Here is an 18932-nt window from a genome sequence, read left to right as displayed (position 1 = left end):
TTACACAATTTCACATAAAAGTAATCAGTCGACTACATAAAGTCGAGACGGAGTTAACAGTGAATCCTTCACTCAACTATCGCAACACACACTTTATTACCAGTGCCCCAGATATCAGGCACTTGCCACCGGATACTGGTATAGAGGTCGCGTTCGCGGGACGCTCTAATGCTGGTAAATCTAGCTCAATTAATCGACTTTGTGATCAAAAAGGCTTGGTTAAAGTGAGTAAAACGCCGGGTCGCACACAATTAATCAACTTATTTAAAGTGGATGAGGGATGTCACATTGTCGACTTGCCGGGCTATGGCTTCGCGCAAGTTCCGCTGGAAATGAAGAAAAAATGGCAAAAATCGCTGGCTGAATATTTGCAAAAACGCGAGCAATTGAAAGGGTTGGTCGTGTTAATGGATATTCGTCATCCACTGAGAGATCTTGATCAGCAACTCATCTTTTGGGCAGTTGACTGTAACCTCCCTGTTTTGGCGTTACTCACGAAGTGCGACAAATTAAAAAGTGGCGCGCGCAAAGCGGAATTAACCAAGGTAAGAGAAGCCGCCGTAGACTTTGGCGGTAATGTGGAAGTCGAGCTTTATTCCTCATTAAAAGGCATTGGTGTCGATAAGCTTCGCAAAAAGCTAGATAGCTGGTATTTCCCTGTGTTTGAAACAACAGATGCACAGACAACTATCGACGCGGAAGAAAACGAAGCCGCTAGTTCAGACGACTCAACGTCTAACCAGTAACCATCTCTATGGCAAACCATAGGCTTTGTTGAATTTCAGACAAATAAAACCCCACCTGACGGTGGGGTAACGGGAGAGAAATAGGAGGTTTTTTCTTATTCGTTATGAGTTGAGTGTCATCTATGATCGTCATTTCCGCAAGTTACCCTGCCGACACACTGCACATTTTCGCCTTTATTTACAGACAGATAACGCAATAGTCTTCGTAATACGCTGATTTTAAAAAACATGCACTTCTGAAAATTAACTTATTTTTCTTCAAAAAACATCACTAAACGCCCACATTTTATTTCGCTTTTCATTCTGGAATTTAATTACATTTTTTATGGATAAAAAAACGCCGATCTGAAAGCTCAGACCGGCCATAAATAACGTGAGAGCTATCTGTCTAAAAGCGTTCTACAGACTACCCTTGCCACATCAAGAACAAGAAGCAGTGATCATTATAGCGTCGAGCAAATAGAATTAAAGTAATTGCTCTAAAAAAGAATGATGATTTAGAAAAACAAAAGAAAAATCTATTTAATTCATTACTTTACAAGGAAATTAATTCAGGAGGGGAAGTTGGGGGGAATCTATATTTAACGCCATAAAAAATGCCCCGGTCGACATACATCAACCGGGGCTGCTGAATCAGCCAAATCCAATAACGTGAAACAAAAGGTCTGAAAGATAGAACATCTTACCTCTGTACCCTACGTGGTTAAATGTATATCAATTGGCCGATTAAGAAAACCCTTTACGTAGTTTTTTTTCATCAAATCGCAAAAATAAGCACCTTTTGTATTCAAAATGTTTCATTTTATCAATAAAAAAGCCCGCAAAAGCGGGCTTTTTTCGCTATGAAATTTAAGTGGTTATGTGATCTAGGCCGACCACATGGTCAGTAAATCAGTGGGCTTGATCCCAGTTTTCGCCGGTTCCAGAGTCAGCAACCAAAGGAACTTCTAGCAAAGCGGCAGATTCCATCAACTTACAAACCTGTTGCTCAACATCAGAAAGGTGTGCGATATCCACTTCCAACACCAATTCATCATGTACTTGCATGATCAAGGCCACGCGCCCTTCTGGCTGTTGCCCGATCCAACTGTCGACCAAAATCATTGCTCGTTTAATGATATCAGCTGCAGTACCTTGCATTGGCGCATTGATCGCGGCGCGTTCAGCACCTTTGCGGCGCATACCATTACTAGAATTGATTTCCGGTAGGTGCAGTCGACGACCAAAGATCGTTTCCACATAGCCTTGTTCTGCGGCCTGCAGACGCGTCGCCTCCATGTACTGACGAACACCGGGATAACGCTCGAAGTAGCGATCCATGTATTGTTGAGCCTCACCACGAGGGATACCCAATTGTTTGGCCAAGCCAAATGCGCTCATGCCATAGATCAAACCAAAGTTAATCGCTTTGGCGCGTCGTCGCATTTCAGACGTGACGTCACTGATGTCGATCCCCATCACTTCTGCCGCCGTGGCGCTGTGAATATCTTTGCCGTGGCGGAAAGCATCAATCAAGGCTTCATCACCCGATAAGTGCGCCATGATGCGAAGTTCAATTTGCGAGTAGTCGACCGCCAAGATCGCTTTGCCTTCAGGGGCAATAAACGCCTGACGAATACGACGACCTTCTTCATTTCGAATAGGAATATTCTGAAGATTTGGATCGGTTGATGACAAACGACCCGTCGCTGTCACCGCTTGGTGATAAGACGTATGCACTCGTTTAGTTTGCGGCTTCACCATCTTTGGCAATTTGTCGGTATAAGTCGACTTCAGCTTAGCAAGACCACGGTATTCAAGAATACATTTAGGCAGTGGGTAATCCAGTGCCAACTCTTGCAACACTTCTTCATTGGTTGATGGTGTGCCTGATGGAGTTTTCTTAACAACGGGTAGCCCCATCTTTTCAAACAAGATCACCTGAAGCTGCTTCGGAGAGCTTAAGTTGAACTCTTCTCCCGCCAACTCAAACGCCTGCTTTTCCAATTCATCAAGACGGATGGCAATCTCTTTTGATTGCGCGGCAAGCATGTCGGCATTAATCAACACGCCATGACGCTCCATGCGCGAGAGCACTGGAACAAGTGGCATTTCGTATTGCTCAAAGATAACTTTAAGCTTCTCGTCTTGCAGCAAATGCGCCATCAACACATTATGTAGGCGCAAAGTCACATCGGCATCTTCTGCGGCATACGGTGCAGCTTGTTCCATATCGATTTGGTTAAAAGTCAGTTGTTTCTTACCTTTCCCCGCAATCTCTTCAAAACTTATGCATGCATGCTGCAGATAGCGCAGTGCTAAGCTGTCCATGTCATGACGGCCAGCCACACTATTGAACACGTAAGATTCAAGCATGGTGTCGTACGCAATGCCTTTCATGGCAATGTTATAACGGGCCAATACGCTCGAATCATATTTTAGGTTTTGACCGACCTTAAGTGCGCCAGCATCTTCCAGCCACGTTTTCATTTCCGCCAGTACCCAGTCGCGGTCTAGCTGCTTAGGCGCATCGAGATAGTCGTGCGCAACAGGCAAGTAAGCCGCTTCACCTTCTGCAACGGCAAAAGAGAGGCCAACCAGATTGGCTTCCATGTAATCAAGGCTGTCGGTTTCGGTATCAAACGCCACCACATCGGCTTTGCGCAGTTTTTCCATCCAAACGCGAAACGCTTCTTCGGTCAAAATGGTTTCGTACTTGCTGCGATCAATGCTTGCCGCTGAAAAGCCAACATCTTCTTTCTTGCTAGAGACGGATGGTGAACCCGAAGAAACTGCACGTTCAGCAACCGCATCCATGCCTGCACTGCCGTTTTTCGCTTCAGCTAACCAACGTTTGAAATTGAGTTCAGTAAATAGCTCAACCAATTTGTCATTTTCCGGCGCACGATTGGTCAGCTCTTCTGGCTTGAATGGCAAATCACAATCTAGCTTGATGGTGGCAAGTTGATAAGAAAGGAATGCAGAGTCTTTATTGTCTTCGAGCTTCTTCGCCATGGTTTTCGAACCACGGAATCCAAGGTCGGCAATTTTATCAAGGTTCGCGTATAGCTCTTCTAACCCGCCAATACCCGCGATCAATGCCGTCGCGGTTTTATCACCCACACCAGGGACGCCCGGAATGTTATCGACCTTATCGCCCATCAGCGCCAAATAGTCGATGATGTATTCGGGGCCAAAGCCGTATTTATCATGCACGCCTTGCGGGGTCATGATGACATTGGTCATGGTGTTGATAAGAGTGACATTCTCATCCACCAGCTGCGCCATATCTTTATCGCCGGTGCTGATCAGAATCGGCATACCCGCTTTTGAGCCCTGTACGGCCAAGGTACCAATCACGTCATCCGCTTCGACACCTTCAATCACCAGCATCGGGAAGCCCATGGCTTCAATGATCTCGTGCAGCGGTGCTATCTGACCGCGAAGATCATCCGGCATTGGCGGTCGATGCGCTTTATATTCGGCATACATGTCGTCACGAAAGGTTTTACCTTTTGCGTCGAAAATCACCGCCACATTGGAGGTCGGATACTGTTTAACCAGACTGCGCAGCATGTTAACCACGCCATAAATCGCCCCTGTTGGCTCGCCGTTGGCATTAGTCAGGTTGGGGGATGCGTGATACGCACGGTAAAGATAAGAGGAGCCGTCGACCAGAATCAACGGACTATCAGAAGTCGTCGCCATAACGTTATAAGCTAACCAGAAAATGATTGATGGGCTAGGATGCCACGACTGGCGAATTCTGTTAACCCGCGATTTCGATTTCTATCGCCAAGAAAGAAACTCATCCCACGATTTTCCTCTATCATCATTGTTCTCTTATCGATCGATTGACGCACTATCCAACTGGCCTGTGCATAAACACTTTCCCGCCCATGATACCCGCATTTCTCTGTGGATAACTTTGTTAGTATTTATTTTAAGCAATTCAGATCGTGTGTAAAAAACGCACAAGATCAAAAATTATATTGTTTGTTTTTATGCACTTAACTCTAATTCATTGATCCTGATCAGGATCATGCGGCGATCATCGACTGTGGAAAAAGAAATTTACAGCCAATCGAGCAAGCCCGCATTATTTACGATAATGATCTCGAAGGTTGTGATCGACGCGAATTCAAATCATCATCGTTTTGCTCATAGACTACGCTTGATCTGGCTATTAATTCAGCGGCGCTCCCTGCTTGCGCCGCAACAAGATGCTTTCTTGCAACGAGGAACGTTTATGAAAAAGGTTGCGGTCATTCTGTCTGGGTGTGGCTTTTATGATGGTTCGGAAATTCAAGAGTCTGTGTTGTCGCTTCTTGCGATAGAGCAAGCCGGAGCAAGCTGGTATTGCTTTGCGCCTGATGAAGAGCAGTTTCATGTCATTGACCACCAAGCTGGTGAGGAATCGGGCGACACACGTAACACCCTGCAAGAAGCCGCACGTATTTGTCGTGGCAATATTGCGCCAATATCTACCTTAAATCAGGATGACTTCGATGCTTTGTTACTACCGGGCGGTTTTGGTGTGGCAAAAAACCTGAGTGATTTTGCCCGCAGCGGTGTCTCTATGAGCATCCAAGAAGATGTTCTGCGAGTTTGCAAAGCGTTCGCAAAAGCACAAAAGCCAGCAGGTTATATATGTATATCTCCAATCCTGATCCCGAAAGTGTATGGCTCAGGCGCGAAAGGTACCATAGGGACAGATCCTGAAACGGCGGCAGCATTTAACGCCATGGGCGGTGAACATGTTAATTGTCCTGTTGATGACTTCGTGCTGGATCAAAGCAGACGTTTATTGTCTACCCCCGCATACATGCTAGCCAACTCAGTCAGCGAGGCAGCTTCAGGGATCAATAAACTGGTCGATAAGCTCGTTGATATGGCGTGAAAGACGTTTGACATTACATGAGTAAAAAAGCGAAGAAGAAAAAGAAGCAGAAAGAAAAAAGCGACGCCGAGGTGGCGTCGCCTGCATCAGAAAACTGCACTACGTAAGCAGATTCATGCAAATACATTTACTGGAAGCAATGTGAGCAATGTCGTGTGTTCTTTAGTGAAGATTGCCTTCGCTATCGAACGATATAAATACTAATCATTCTCATTAGTATTTACTAGCAGTTATTGCTGCTTTCTTTTTGCTTATTCGCAATATGTGATTTTCTTCACAAAATGCAGGCGGTATTGGTCCAGTGAATCCTTTTTCTCCAAGTGTTCAATCAAGTAATGGTTATTGAGCAACAAACACAGCATGCCTGCGTAGCAGTTACGCGATTTCACCCGCAAGCTGGTATAGCCATGTTGAGCCACCCACCGCTCTTGTGAATGCAGCAGCGCTTGAGCGATGCCGCGGCGGCGACCTTTTTGGGTGACACCACCCAACCAACTGTAGAAACAATCTTCATCCAGTTGATAACCGATTTTCACGCCACAAGGCTCTCCGTCTTGCTCGGCAACCAGTACAAGGTACGGCTTGTCACCAATGCGTTTTTTTAGCGACGCCAGCGTTTCCTCACGAGAAAACTCATCGATTTGTCCGAGTACTTTGATGGCTTCGGCCAGCGTACCCTCTCTTATGATCATGAATGTGTCCTTTTTATGCTCAGCACTGATGTCCTTTTTCTCCGAGTATAGGCGAACAGGCATAAAAAAAGCCGATCTTGCGATCGGCTTTCTACCCTCAATTTGGTGCGCAAGCTTGGCGCTAAACGAGCTTAGCCTGTGCGGTCTCGTTGACCTTGGTCATGCGGCCTACAAGGTAATTTAACAACACGCCATACATTGGCACAAAGAGGCCAAGGCTGATGATGAGCTTGAAGACGTAATCCACTATCGCGATTTCAGTCCAATTGGCAGCCATGAAGGCGTCCGGACTGTTGTAAAACGCGATAGCAAAGAAAGCCAAGGTATCAAGCGCGTTACCAAACACGGTTGAGCAGCTAGGGGCTACCCACCATTTTTTAGTCTGACGTAGACGATTGAACACATGAATATCAAGGATTTGCCCTAACAGGTAAGCCATAAAGCTTGCTGCGGCAATACGCGCCACGAAGAGGTTAAACTCCGTGAGGTGTGCGAGTCCTTGGTACTGGCCCTGATAGAACAGCACCGACAATACATAAGAGATCAACAGTGATGGCACCATCACGCTGAAAATGATCTTACGTGCCATGCCTGCACCGAAAATACGGACAGTCAGATCAGTCGCCAAAAAGATAAACGGAAAGGTAAACGCGCCCCATGTGGTGTGAAAACCAAAAATGGTGAACGGCAGCTGTACCAGATAATTGCTAGACGCAATGATAACGAGGTGGAAAACCACCAAATAAGAGAGGGCGTTGCGCTGTTGCGCGGGCGTAAAAGTGCTCATTGTGAACCTTTTTGTCATTGGGGGCGAGGGAACCCAAACGTACTTATTAATGCCAAGCATTTGACTCGACACCGGATTGTTCTGCTTCGCGCTGCTGTTGCATACGGCAAAGAAGGTGGCGAATTATACAGCATTTTTGAAGCTTGCCAACTGCCGTCGCGTTGGCCTCACGATCACGCTAGGGCAAGGCGTTGACTTAACCAACGATGCAGGAATGCGAGCTCTTCATCGCCTTCTTTACCAAAGCGCTCCAACCACACGCTGGCACTGTAATGTTCAGCTTTGAGCACAAAGGTGACGCCTTCAAAATCGATTAGCCAAGTGTGTAAATCAGCATCGGTTTGCTTGTCTTGCGCGTTGGCGCCAATCAGGTAGCAAAACGTGTCTAGCATGGTTTCGGCGTTGTCGAAGTCCATGTCATCCACCGCCAACACTAGTCGCCCTTCATTGGCATCAAAGTACGTCAAAACAAACGCTGACTTATCCATAGCTCGCATCATCCGTGTTGAGCGTAATGTGGTCTTCAATCACATCCAAAAATACATGGCCGTATTTTTCCAATTTGCGCTGACCCACACCATTGACCGCCAGCAACTCGCCTTGAGAGGTTGGGATCATCTCAGCCATCTCAATCAGCGTCGCATCGTTAAATACCACATACGGCGGGATGTCTTCTTTGTCTGCTATCGCTTTGCGCAGTTTACGTAACTTAGCGAATAGCTTCTTATCGTAATTACGTTTGCCAAGCTTATCGGCTTTGCTGCGTGGTGACAGACCAAGACGCGGTACGGCTAGCTCAAGCGCAGTTTCTCCGCGCAAGACAGGGCGTGCTTCTTCGGTCAGTTGCAGCACCGAGCTTCGCGCAATGTTTTGCATCAAGTAGCCGCGATGGATCAGCTGACGGAAAATGCTGACCCAATACTCATGACTGTGGGCCTTACCAAGTCCATAAGTGCTGATCTTTTCGTGTCCATGTTCTTTGATACGCTGATTTTGCATGCCACGTAACACTTCTACGGTGTAACCCACACCAAAGCTTTGGTTCACACGATACACACAGGACAAGGCTTTCTGCGCTTGCTCTGTGCCATCAAACAAGGTCGGTGGGTCTAAGCAAATATCGCAGTTTCCGCAAGGCTTCTCGCGGTATTCGCCAAAATAGTTCAACAACACCAAACGGCGACAGGTGAGCGCTTCCGCAAACGCACCCATGGCATTGAGCTTGTGGCTTTCTACCTGCTTTTGCGGCCCTTCTGGCTTTTCTTCCAAACAGCGATGCAACCAGCCAATGTCCGACGGGTCATAAAACATCACCGCTTCAGCAGGCAAACCATCGCGCCCAGCACGTCCGGTTTCCTGATAATAGGATTCGATATTGCGCGGAATGTCATGGTGAACCACAAAGCGCACATTGGGTTTATTAATCCCCATACCGAACGCGACCGTCGCCACCACAATTTGCACATCATCACGCTGAAAAGCTTCTTGTACCCATGCGCGTTGTTCGTTGCTCATGCCTGCATGGTAGGCCGCCGCGCGTAGGTTTTGATCGCACAACTTTTCGGCAACCTGCTCTACCTTTTTACGGCTACTGCAATAAATGATGCCACTTTGCCCGCTTTGTCCGGCGAGAAATTGGGTCAATTGCGCGAGCGGTTTGTGTTTTTCCACCAAGGTGTAGCGAATATTAGGGCGATCAAAACTGCCGAGAAAAGAGTGCGGAGCATCCAACGCAAGACGCGAGCAAATATCCTGACGCGTCGTGTCATCCGCAGTGGCGGTTAACGCCATCACAGGTACATCAGGGAAATGCTGTTTTAGGCAGCCAAGCTGGGCGTACTCAGGACGAAAATCGTGTCCCCATTGAGAGATACAGTGCGCTTCATCCACCGCAATCAGGCCAATCTTCACCGCCTGTAAACGTTCGATAAAGTCACGCATCAAGACTCGCTCAGGCGAGACATACAAAAGCGAGAGGTTGCCTTCACGCAGTGCTTGCCACGTTGCTGCTTGGGCGTCAGGGAGCATTGATGAGTTAATACACGATGCCTGCACGCCGTTTGCAAGCAGTTGGTCGACCTGATCTTTCATCAGTGAAATAAGCGGAGAGATAACAATCGTCAAACCTTCGCGCACCAAAGCAGGAATTTGGTAGCACAGGCTTTTACCGCCACCCGTTGGCATGATGACAAGGCAATCTTGACCCGCGATAGCGGCATCAATGACTTCCTTTTGACCGTCTCGGTAGCTGTGATAGCCAAACACCGACTGCAAAACAGATTCGTCTTGGGCAAGCTCCGGCGTTTGTGCGGCAGAATCAGTGACGGTCATGATGCCTCTCTTTAATGAATTGGCGCTCATTCTAAACGCCCGACGCCGATGTTGAAAGCCAAGCCGCCAATACACACTACTTTCTCAGCAATTTGTCATCTTTGGGGTGTGCTTAGTTATGCATCCTCCATATACTGATTCATGCAGCCAAACCGTTTATTTTTGATGGTCATAATACGCCTACGCGCTAGGCAAACCATCAATACCCCTTATTTTTCGCTGTCCGCGCCGCCTTTTGGCGGTTTTTGCTCTTTGTCGTGTTTAGAATGTTGAGATCTTGCAGTGAATGATGCACAACAAACCCGCCGTGGCGTATTCCTCGCCCTTGGCGCTTACACCATGTGGGGCATCGCCCCGATTTACTTTAAAGCGCTGACCGAAGTGCCAGCACTAGAAGTACTGATGCACCGTGTGCTGTGGTCTTTCTTCTTTCTCGCCATCATTGTGAAAATGAGTGGCGGCGTTGCGCGCGTTACGTTGCTACTGAAAGACACCAAGCGTCTTGGGCTATTGACCATAACGGCGTTAGTTATCGCCACCAACTGGCTGATTTTCATCTGGGCAGTGAACAGTAACCATATGCTCGATGCCAGCCTTGGGTATTACATCAACCCACTGTTTAATGTGGTGCTGGGTATGGTGTTCCTCGGTGAACGCTTCCGCCGTTTGCAATGGGTGGCCGTGGCATTGGCGTTTTCTGGTGTCGCCATTCAGGTGATCACGTTTGGGTCACTGCCATGGGTCGCACTGGTGTTAGCGGGCAGCTTTGGTTGTTATGGCTTATTGCGTAAGAAAATCAATGTGGATGCCGCGACAGGGCTATTTATCGAAACGGCTGTATTGTTGCCCGCGTCTTTGATCTATTTGTTCTTTATTGCTGACAGTGCCACATCCAACTTGCTTAACAACAGTTGGAATATCAATTTGCTGCTGATTGCAGCAGGCGTGGTCACGACGCTGCCTTTGTTATGCTTTAACGGTGCGGCGACCAAATTACGTTTGTCGACGCTCGGTTTTTTCCAATACATTGGCCCGAGCATTATGTTCTTGCTAGCCGTGGGCATTTATACCGAACCGTTTACTGCTGATAAGGCCACGACCTTTGCTTTTATTTGGGCTGCGCTCGCTATTTTCACGTTTGACGCCGTCAGAGAACAAAAGAAAAAACGCGCATTAAACTCATCATCTTGATATCACGGCACCGCAAGGTGCCGTTTTTCTTATGCCCTCAATATTTTCTATCTTCCTGCCTTCATTGGTAAAAAGTGACATCCTGCCTCGTTAATCCGACACACTTCTCGCTCATTAGCGAACTATACTCAAAGGCTAACCGCTCGTGCGTTAAAAGGAATTAGAATGAAAAAGCCCCCGACTCGACTCTTATCTATACTGGCACTCAGCCTGATGATGGCCGGCACTGCCAACGCCACCACTGAAGGCCAAATCACGGATGCTATTGCGCCTGAGCTTTCGACAGGCAGCGTCATGCGCAAAAGTGTGAAAGGTACACAGTGGATGGTGGCGTCTGCCAACCCTCACGCTAGCAAAGCCGCAGAATCCATTCTGAAAGCAGGTGGCAATGCCATTGATGCCATGGTCGCCGTACAAACCGTTTTGGGTTTAGTCGAACCACAAAGTTCAGGCATTGGTGGTGGCGCATTTTTGGTGTATTGGGATAACAAGACACAAACTTTAACCACCTTTGATGGTCGAGAAACCGCCCCGATGGCAGCAACGCCAACGCTGTTTCTTGATGAAAATGGTCAGCCTCTGAAGTTCTATGATGCCGTCGTCGGCGGACTGTCAGTGGGCACACCGGGTACGTTGCGCTTAATGCATGATACCCACGCTAAATATGGTGACCTGTCTTGGCGCGCCGTGCTCACCCCTGCGATTGAATTGGCACAAACCGGTTTTGAAGTGTCACCTCGTTTGGCTGCACTGATTGAAGGCGATGCTGATAGGCTGCGCCGCTACCCTGCGACTCACCAATATTTCTTTGACGACAACGGTAACCCTCTGAGCATTGGCGATCGTTTAGTGAACCTCGAATACGCCAGCACCTTGAAAATGGTGGCAGAGGATGTCGACAACTTCTACCAAGGCCCCATCGCCGATGACATTGTCGAGACCGTCCAAAACGCGGCGGGCAACCCCGGCGTATTGAGTAAAAAAGATTTGGCCGATTACCGCATTGTTGAACGCCAACCTGTCTGCGCCCCTTATCGTCAATACCGAGTCTGCGGCATGGGACCGCCGACCTCAGGCGTGATTACTGTCGGGCAAATCCTTGGCATTTTGAGTCACTTCCCACTGAAAGATCTCGGCAAAGACAACCCGGAAAGCTGGCGTTTATTTGGTGACGCTTCTCGCTTAGCCTTTGCAGACCGTGGGCGCTATATCGCGGATACTGACTATGTGCCAGTGCCAACCGAAGGCTTGTTAGCCCCCGAATACTTGAAAGCCCGCGCGGCATTGATCCCTGCTGAAGGCGCCATGACGGACGTATCACCCGGCATGCCGCAGTTCAGTCATGCGATGAAAGCACCGACATTGGCCGATGACCAATCCATTGAGCTTCCGTCAACCAGCCATTTTTCCATTGTGGATAAAGCGGGCAACATTGTCTCCATCACCACCACCATTGAAAACGGCTTTGGCTCGCGCTTAATGACCCGTGGTTTCTTGCTCAACAACGAGTTAACGGATTTCTCCTTTGCCACTCAAAAAGACGGCGTGCCTATCGCAAACCGTATTGAGCCGGGTAAACGCCCACGTTCATCCATGGCACCGACCATTGTGATGCGTGATGGCAAACCTTACATGGCCGTAGGTTCTCCGGGTGGCAGTCGCATTATCGGTTATGTCGCCAAAACACTGGTTGCGCATCTCGATTGGGGATTAGACATTCAATCAGCCATCGACTTACCACATCTGGTCAATCGCTTTGGCACTTACGATCTCGAAGCAGGGACGGATGCAGAAAGTTTCAAACCGGCACTTGAACAGATGGGATATAAGGTCGATATTCGTGACTTAACATCCGGCATCCACGGTATTGTTATCGACAGTGGCGCATTGGAAGGCGGAGCCGACCCAAGGCGCGAAGGGCTGGTCACTGCACAGTAACTCGTTAAGCACCATCAGGAGAATTCTAATGTTACGTAAAATCAATACCATGGCACTTTGTGCCGTGCTCGCTGCCGCAGCGTTGCCCGCTCAAGCGCTTAGCTTGGACGGTTTACTCGGCGAAGCAAACAAAGAAGCCAGCAACTTGCTCAATGGCGTAGATACAAAAACGGCAGACAACCCTCTCACGTCGTTGCTGTCGACAGATCTTGGTGTCAATGACAAGCAAGCCGCTGGCGGCGCAGGCGCACTCCTTGCCATGGCTTACCAATCTCTTGGTGAAGAGCAGAGCAGTGAGTTGCTCAAAATGGTACCAGGAATGGATTCACTAACAGGGATGATTCCAGAGGGTCTTGCCAGTAACCTTGGTAATCTAGAATCCGTAGACAAGGTATTTAATGTACTGGGCTTAGACTCGGGCATGGTGGCAAAATTTGCCCCTGTAATACTGAAATACCTGACCGGTGAAGGTGCCAGCGAATCGCTCATTAGCGGTTTGACCGACGCTTGGGGCGCAGCAAAATAACCTGTCTCTTGTTTCCCTTCTCTTTACCTTGAGTGCGATACAAGAACCAACAGACGAAAAAGAAGGGGTGGCCTAAGCCACCCCTTCTTTTTACTGTCGTTTTTCCATGCCTAAACGTTTTGGCTTTTGGCTTTTGGCTTTTGGCTTTTGGCTTTTGGCTTTTGGCTTTTGGCTTTTGGCTTTAAAGCATGGTGCTTAACAGTGTCTGCAGTTACATCGCTTCTAGCTTGGCATATTGCGTCACCAGCCACTTGATCCCTTCTCCATTAAAGGCAACCTGCACACGGCTTTGATTGCCGCTGCCTTCAAAGTTGATAATTGTGCCTTCACCAAATTTTGGATGCTGGACACGTTGGCCGAGAGTAAAGCCCGTTTGGTTGAAGTTCTGCTGAGTCTGCGTTTGCGAGAAACGACCACTTGCGGCAGCGGGACGCGACACTTTGGCGCGCATACGCACTTCTTCTAGGCACTCTTCAGGCAATTCACGAATGAAGCGTGACGCTTTGTGGAACATGTCTTTGCCATACACACGGCGCATTTCAGCATGGGTGATAAACAGCTTTTTCATGGCGCGCGTCATACCCACGTAGCAAAGGCGACGCTCTTCTTCGAGGCGCCCCGCTTCTTCGGATGACATTTGGCTTGGGAACATGCCCTCTTCCACACCAACCATAAACACCATTGGGAATTCCAACCCTTTGGCGCTGTGAAGTGTCATAAGCTGCACGGCATCGTCAAATTCATCCGCCTGCCCTTCGCCTGCTTCTAAGGCAGCATGAGACAAGAAGGCCGATAGCGGCGTCATGTCTTCTTGCACCTCTTCCGGCGCTTCATACTGGCGGGTTGCGGTAACGAGTTCTTCTAAGTTATCAATACGTGCCTGTGCTTTCTCGCCTTTTTCGGCTTCGTACATCGCACGTAAGCCCGAATGTTGGATCACGTAATCGGTTTGTTGAAACAGCGCCATCTCACGCGTCTCGTCTTCTAGCGCATTGACCAATTCAACAAAACGACGCAGTGAGTTAGCGGCACGTCCCGCCAACACTTGCTCTTCCAATAACTGAGTACTGGCTTCCCACATGGTCGCGCCGCGATCGCGTGCCGCCAGGCGAATGGTTTCCAAAGTACGATCGCCCATTCCACGCGTTGGCGTGTTGATCACACGTTCAAAGGCTGCGTCATCAAAACGGTTCGCCATCAAACGCAGGTATGCCAATGCATCTTTGATTTCTTGGCGTTCGAAAAATCGCATGCCGCCGTATATGCGATACGGCAGGCCAGCCTGAATCAAGGCCTCTTCCAGCACACGAGATTGGGCGTTGTTGCGATAGAGCATGGCGCAATCGTTCAATGCGCCGCCTTCGTCATGCCAAGATTTGATTTTACCAACAACAAAGCGGGCTTCATCCAACTCATTGAACGCACTGTATACAGAGATTAGTTCACCTTCGTGACCGTCAGTCCACAGGCTCTTGCCCATACGTTCTGAGTTGTTGGTGATGAGATGGTTCGACGCCTTCAAAATATTACCCGTTGAACGGTAGTTCTGTTCAAGACGAATGGTCTGCGCGCCAGCAAATTCATCAAGGAAGCGTTGAATGTTTTCTATCTTCGCGCCGCGCCACCCGTAGATAGATTGGTCATCATCACCCACGATCATCACATTGGCTTGCGTGCCAGCCATCATGCGCAGCCATGCGTATTGGATGTTGTTGGTGTCTTGAAATTCGTCGACCAAAATGTGCTGGAAACGCGCCTGATAATGCTCACGAATGTGGGTTTTATCGCGCAATAACTCGTGGCAGCGTAGCAAGAGCTCAGCAAAATCCACCAGCCCTGAACGGTCACACGCTTCTTGATAGGCGCTATAAACGCGCAGCCAGGTTTTTTCTACCGGGTCGAACTGCGCATCAATATGATGTGGGCGTAAGCCCTCGTCTTTTTTGGCATTGATGTACCACGATGCCTGACGCGCAGGCCAGTGTTTCTCATCAAGGTTTTGTGCTTTGATCAAACGACGCAGCAGACGCTGTTGATCGTCAGAATCCAGAATTTGAAAATCTTGCGGCAGATCCGCATCAAGGTGATGAGCACGCAAAATGCGGTGACACAATCCATGAAAGGTACCGCACCACAAGCCAGATGACGTTCCCTGCATCAGTTGATCAATACGCCCACGCATCTCTGCTGCCGCTTTGTTGGTAAAAGTCACCGCCAAAACTGAAAACGGCGAGGCATGTTCAACTTTCATTAACCAGGCGATGCGATGAACAAGCACTCGGGTTTTGCCACTGCCCGCGCCAGCGAGTACCAGATAGTTGCCGAGCGGTGCGGCCACGGCTTCGCGTTGTTTGTCGTTAAGACCGTCAATCAGGTAGGATACGTCCATCGTTCATTCACTGGTTATTTATACACTGGTTGAGGATTATATACCCAAGTGACTTTCAGGTGCGAACCGAACACCAATTTTCTGGGGCAAAGACCAACATGCACCCGATATTAACGCCACGTTACTCAGCTTCCCCATCAACCCTAGTCAGTATCCTGCACATATATCGAAACAACGCCTAGAAAAATAAAATCATAAATATCAACTGATTAATCTTTGAATAACTTAGCCTTAGTTATTTTTGAATAAAAAATAACCGCAACGGCGAAAGTTTTCATTCTCTCAACCTATCCTTTTAGGTGAGCACGTCATTGAAGACGGCTCTTTGTTTAATTAATTGATAATTCTAAGGACCTTCGTCCTTACTACGAGGAATTGACATGAAAAAGACTAACTTTGCTGTCGCTGCTGCTGTTACCAGTCTGCTTGCTGTGGGTGCAACCACTTTGACGACTACCGTTGCCCAAGCTGCAGAAAAAGAAAAATGCTACGGCGTGGCAAAAGCGGGTAAAAACGACTGTGCAACGGCGACTAGCTCTTGTGCAGGAACGTCGACCCAAGACGCTCAGAAAGATGCATTCATCGTCGTGCCTCAAGGTCTTTGTGACCGTCTGTCAGGCAGCGCTAAAACCGCATCGTAATTAGAGCAGCGTCTTAATCGGAACAGGGGTTAGGCATGGAAAAGGTTTCTCCGTGGATTGGCGTAGGGCTGCGGCATCCGCATCATGATCACTTCATCAATCAATCCCCGGATATAGGATGGTTAGAAGTACACAGCGAGAACTTTTTCCAGCCTGATTCTGATGCTTTTCAGATGTTGCATGCTTTGCGACGCCAATATTCGATTAGCTGTCATGGCGTAGGTTTATCGTTGGGTTCAACAGATCCCATCAACCATGATCACCTGCGCCGTCTTAAACGACTGGTTGATGCTATCGAGCCGCTCTTTGTCTCCGATCACCTCAGCTGGAGTTCTGTGAATGGCGAGTACTTTAATGACTTACTGCCACTGCCATACACCGAAGAAGCACTGGATGTGTTTTGTACCAATGTCGACATCACCCAAGACTATCTCAGCCGACAAATTCTGGTGGAAAACCCTTCGAGTTATTTGAGCTTTAGCCACTCCACCATTCCTGAGTGGGAGTTTCTGGCGGAAGTCGCCAGACGCACTGGTTGTGGGTTACTGCTCGATCTCAATAACGTGCATGTCAGCGCCTTTAATCATGGCTTTGACACGCAACAATACTTAGCCGCCATTGACCCCGAGTGGGTAAAAGAAATCCATTTGGCAGGCTACGTCGTCAATCCATTGCCCGAGGGTGAAATTTGGATTGATACTCACAGCCAGCCCGTGTCTGAGCCTGTTTGGGCGCTTTATCATCAATGGATCGCAGCAAACGGCCCACGGCACACCCTGATTGAATGGGACAGAGACATTCCCACGCCAGAAGTATTGCTGGCGGAAGCCGCGAAAGCCGATTCAATCTTAAAGGCACTATCTCATGGCTCTTTGCGAGAGGTGGCATCATGACATCGCCAGATCTCGCCGCCCTGCAGCGCCAATTTGGTGATGCGTTGCACTATCAGCCACACCAATTGCCGGTGGCTCAAGGCGTGACTGCACCCGATGCGTTATTGCAGGTCTATCGGAACAACTTCGTGATGACCTTAACAGAGTGCCTCGCGGTGGTTTACCCCGTGGTGAATGCGCTGGTAGGCGATGAATGTTTTGCTGCTATCGCACGCCAGCATGTGCTCGCCACACCGATGAATAATGCCTGCGCTGATCGCTATGGCGAAGGGTTTGACGAGACGATTACGTCATTGCCCAACATCATCGAAGCCGTGCCTTCCCTTGCCGATATCGCCACGTTGGAATGGCACATACAAACCGTCAGTCAGACAGCGATATCCAAAACGCCGTTTCCCGTTGATGCCTTAGCGCAAGTGACACCAGAAGCGTTTGGCAATATTCAGCTTCAGGTCTCACCGACGGTCAAAGTAATGCAAAGCCGTTTCGCTATCTGCAGCATTTGGCAAGCCATCACCCATCACGATGAAGCGGCGCTGCAATTGCTTGACCCTCTTAGCTCTGAGGCGGTGCTCATTCAGCGACGCCACGATGCGCTAGTCGTCACTGTGCTTGAAGCCGAAGAAATGGCATTCATTGCGGCTTGCGAGCAATTACCGTTTGGCGATATTGCCCCCCATTTACTCCAGCACGTCGCCTGCGCCATGCAGCGCGGTGTGTTCACCGACTTTACTCTCATTGACACGCCATAAGAAAAAAGGACATCGCGTATGCTTTCTGTGATTACCAAATTGGACGATATTTTTGCGTCCGTGCTCAAACCCCTCGCGCCAGTGCTGCTGCTGATCAGTCGCCTCTGGGTCGCATGGGTGTTTTTTCGCGCAGGACAAACCAAAATAGCGAGCTGGGACAGCACACTGTATCTGTTTGAGTACGAGTATCAGGTACCGGTGTTGCCTTGGGAAATGGCCGCCTACTTAGGAACGGCAGCGGAGCTTATCCTGCCTCTATTTTTACTGTTAGGTTTATTAACTCGCCCAGCGGCTTTTGCGCTGTTCGTTTTCAACATTGTCGCGGTTGTGTCTTACCCAGCGCTTTGGGACAAAGGCTTCTTCGATCACCAAATGTGGGGCGTGATGCTCTTAGTCACCACGGTTTGGGGGCCGGGCTTATTGGCACTCGACAATAAACTTAAACAGCGTGGGTGAGAGTCAAAAGCTGACTCAGATGGGAGATTTCCACATCCGGAAGTAAAGATGCATGCCGCTGCGCTGTCAGCGGCTGTTCTGTTTCGTTAATCCAACATGCCTTAAACCCTGCCAACTTCGCGCCGCGCACATCCGCTTTCAAATGGTCGCCAACATGCAAAATGCACTCAGGAGCCACTGTCAGCAATTGCTGTGCTTTGGTAAACATGGCCAAGTTTGGCTTTGCTTTCCCATCAGGCCCCGCTTGCAGAACATGCTGAAAATACGGCGTTAGCCCCAACCTGTCGCAATCGACATTACCATTGGTGATCGCCAAAAGCGGATAGCGCTTAGCTAATAGTGCCAAGGTTTCAATCGCTTGATCAGGCACGGAGAAATTACTGCGCTCGAATAGAAAGAATTCAACGGCGTCATTGGCCAGTTGCAGTGACGAAGACTCGTTCAGGCCACAGCGCGTAGCAGCGAGTGTGATCTGAGCTCGTCGAATATCGGTGACAAACCCTATCAAGCGAGGATCTTGCTCAATCACTTGTTGGCGCATTTCCTGCCACTGCGACCAGCTAAATGCTTCCATTGGTGCACAACGCGCTTCCAGCCAATCGAGCAGTTGTTGTTCTGCACGAACAATCACCACTCGGTTGTCGTACAAGGTGTCATCCAGATCAAAGGTCAGTGCTGAGACGGGTTGCCATCTGCGGTAAAACTTCATGC

16 protein-coding genes are annotated in these 18932 nt (G+C 48.8%); 9 read left to right on the top strand and 7 right to left on the bottom strand.

Features of this window, described 5'->3' with window-relative positions:
• The first annotated feature begins 59 nt into the window (after positions 1–59).
• The gene (gene yihA / locus AB8599_RS00400; protein WP_407331873.1) at positions 60–746 is read left to right on the top strand and encodes a ribosome biogenesis GTP-binding protein YihA/YsxC; all 687 of its coding nucleotides are present in this window, start codon (positions 60–62) and stop codon (positions 744–746) included.
• Positions 747–1637: 891 nt separating this feature from the next.
• Here the strand turns inward: yihA and polA are convergent.
• Entirely contained in the window at positions 1638–4433 is a 2796-nt protein-coding gene (polA, locus tag AB8599_RS00395) for a DNA polymerase I (protein ID WP_407331872.1), read from the bottom strand.
• 541 nt (positions 4434–4974) lie between these two features.
• On the opposite strand from polA, the gene elbB reads away from it, so the two are divergent.
• On the top strand, positions 4975–5625 hold the full coding sequence (elbB, locus tag AB8599_RS00390) for an isoprenoid biosynthesis glyoxalase ElbB (protein ID WP_407331871.1): 651 nt from the start codon (positions 4975–4977) through the stop codon (positions 5623–5625).
• 251 nt (positions 5626–5876) lie between these two features.
• Here the strand turns inward: elbB and AB8599_RS00385 are convergent, their stop codons facing one another.
• The 4 genes from AB8599_RS00385 to recQ form a co-directional block, all read right to left on the bottom strand.
• On the bottom strand, positions 5877–6317 hold the full coding sequence (locus tag AB8599_RS00385; protein ID WP_407331870.1) for a GNAT family N-acetyltransferase: 441 nt from the start codon (positions 6315–6317) through the stop codon (positions 5877–5879).
• 121 nt (positions 6318–6438) lie between these two features.
• Positions 6439–7104, bottom strand: a complete 666-nt coding sequence (locus tag AB8599_RS00380; RefSeq protein WP_407331869.1) for a 7-cyano-7-deazaguanine/7-aminomethyl-7-deazaguanine transporter — start codon at positions 7102–7104, stop codon at positions 6439–6441.
• Between the two features lie 173 nt (positions 7105–7277).
• Entirely contained in the window at positions 7278–7592 is a 315-nt protein-coding gene (locus AB8599_RS00375; protein ID WP_407331868.1) for a DUF3630 family protein, read from the bottom strand.
• Entirely contained in the window at positions 7585–9435 is a 1851-nt protein-coding gene (recQ, locus tag AB8599_RS00370; protein ID WP_407331867.1) for an ATP-dependent DNA helicase RecQ, read from the bottom strand. Before recQ ends, AB8599_RS00375 begins: the two co-directional genes overlap by 8 nt.
• A gap of 282 nt (positions 9436–9717) precedes the next feature.
• Between recQ and rarD the strand changes: the two genes are divergently transcribed.
• The 3 genes from rarD (at position 9718) to AB8599_RS00355 (ending at position 13090) form a co-directional block, all read left to right on the top strand.
• Positions 9718–10626: an EamA family transporter RarD gene (gene rarD / locus AB8599_RS00365; RefSeq protein WP_407331866.1), complete on the top strand. Its 909-nt coding sequence runs from the start codon at positions 9718–9720 to the stop codon at positions 10624–10626.
• Positions 10627–10791: 165 nt separating this feature from the next.
• Positions 10792–12564: a gamma-glutamyltransferase gene (gene ggt, locus AB8599_RS00360; protein WP_407331865.1), complete on the top strand. Its 1773-nt coding sequence runs from the start codon at positions 10792–10794 to the stop codon at positions 12562–12564.
• Between the two features lie 28 nt (positions 12565–12592).
• Complete coding sequence (locus AB8599_RS00355) at positions 12593–13090, top strand: DUF2780 domain-containing protein (protein WP_407331864.1); 498 nt, start codon at positions 12593–12595, stop codon at positions 13088–13090.
• 211 nt (positions 13091–13301) lie between these two features.
• Here AB8599_RS00355 and uvrD read toward each other — a convergent pair whose 3' ends face one another.
• Entirely contained in the window at positions 13302–15479 is a 2178-nt protein-coding gene (gene uvrD, locus AB8599_RS00350; protein WP_407331863.1) for a DNA helicase II, read from the bottom strand.
• A gap of 380 nt (positions 15480–15859) precedes the next feature.
• Here uvrD and AB8599_RS00345 point away from each other — a divergent pair, with 380 nt between their 5' ends.
• The 4 genes from AB8599_RS00345 to AB8599_RS00330 are packed head-to-tail and all read left to right on the top strand — an operon-like array spanning position 15860 to position 18221.
• Positions 15860–16120, top strand: coding sequence for a DUF2282 domain-containing protein (locus AB8599_RS00345; RefSeq protein ID WP_407331862.1), 261 nt, complete (start codon positions 15860–15862; stop codon positions 16118–16120).
• Between the two features lie 35 nt (positions 16121–16155).
• On the top strand, positions 16156–17013 hold the full coding sequence (locus AB8599_RS00340; protein ID WP_407331861.1) for a DUF692 domain-containing protein: 858 nt from the start codon (positions 16156–16158) through the stop codon (positions 17011–17013).
• On the top strand, positions 17010–17765 hold the full coding sequence (locus AB8599_RS00335; protein WP_407331860.1) for a DNA-binding domain-containing protein: 756 nt from the start codon (positions 17010–17012) through the stop codon (positions 17763–17765). Before AB8599_RS00340 ends, AB8599_RS00335 begins: the two co-directional genes overlap by 4 nt.
• An 18-nt stretch (positions 17766–17783) precedes the next feature.
• Complete coding sequence (locus AB8599_RS00330; RefSeq protein ID WP_407331859.1) at positions 17784–18221, top strand: DoxX family protein; 438 nt, start codon at positions 17784–17786, stop codon at positions 18219–18221.
• On the opposite strand, the gene yigB is transcribed toward AB8599_RS00330, so the two are convergent.
• A complete protein-coding gene (gene yigB / locus AB8599_RS00325) occupies positions 18205–18930 on the bottom strand; it encodes a 5-amino-6-(5-phospho-D-ribitylamino)uracil phosphatase YigB (protein WP_407331858.1) in 726 nt (241 codons plus the stop codon). The genes AB8599_RS00330 and yigB overlap by 17 nt on opposite strands.
• Positions 18931–18932: the final 2 nt, after the last annotated feature.

Source organism: Enterovibrio litoreus, from assembly GCF_045679545.1.
Lineage (GTDB): Bacteria > Pseudomonadota > Gammaproteobacteria > Enterobacterales > Vibrionaceae > Enterovibrio.
This window is presented reverse-complemented; position numbering and strand designations above follow the sequence as displayed.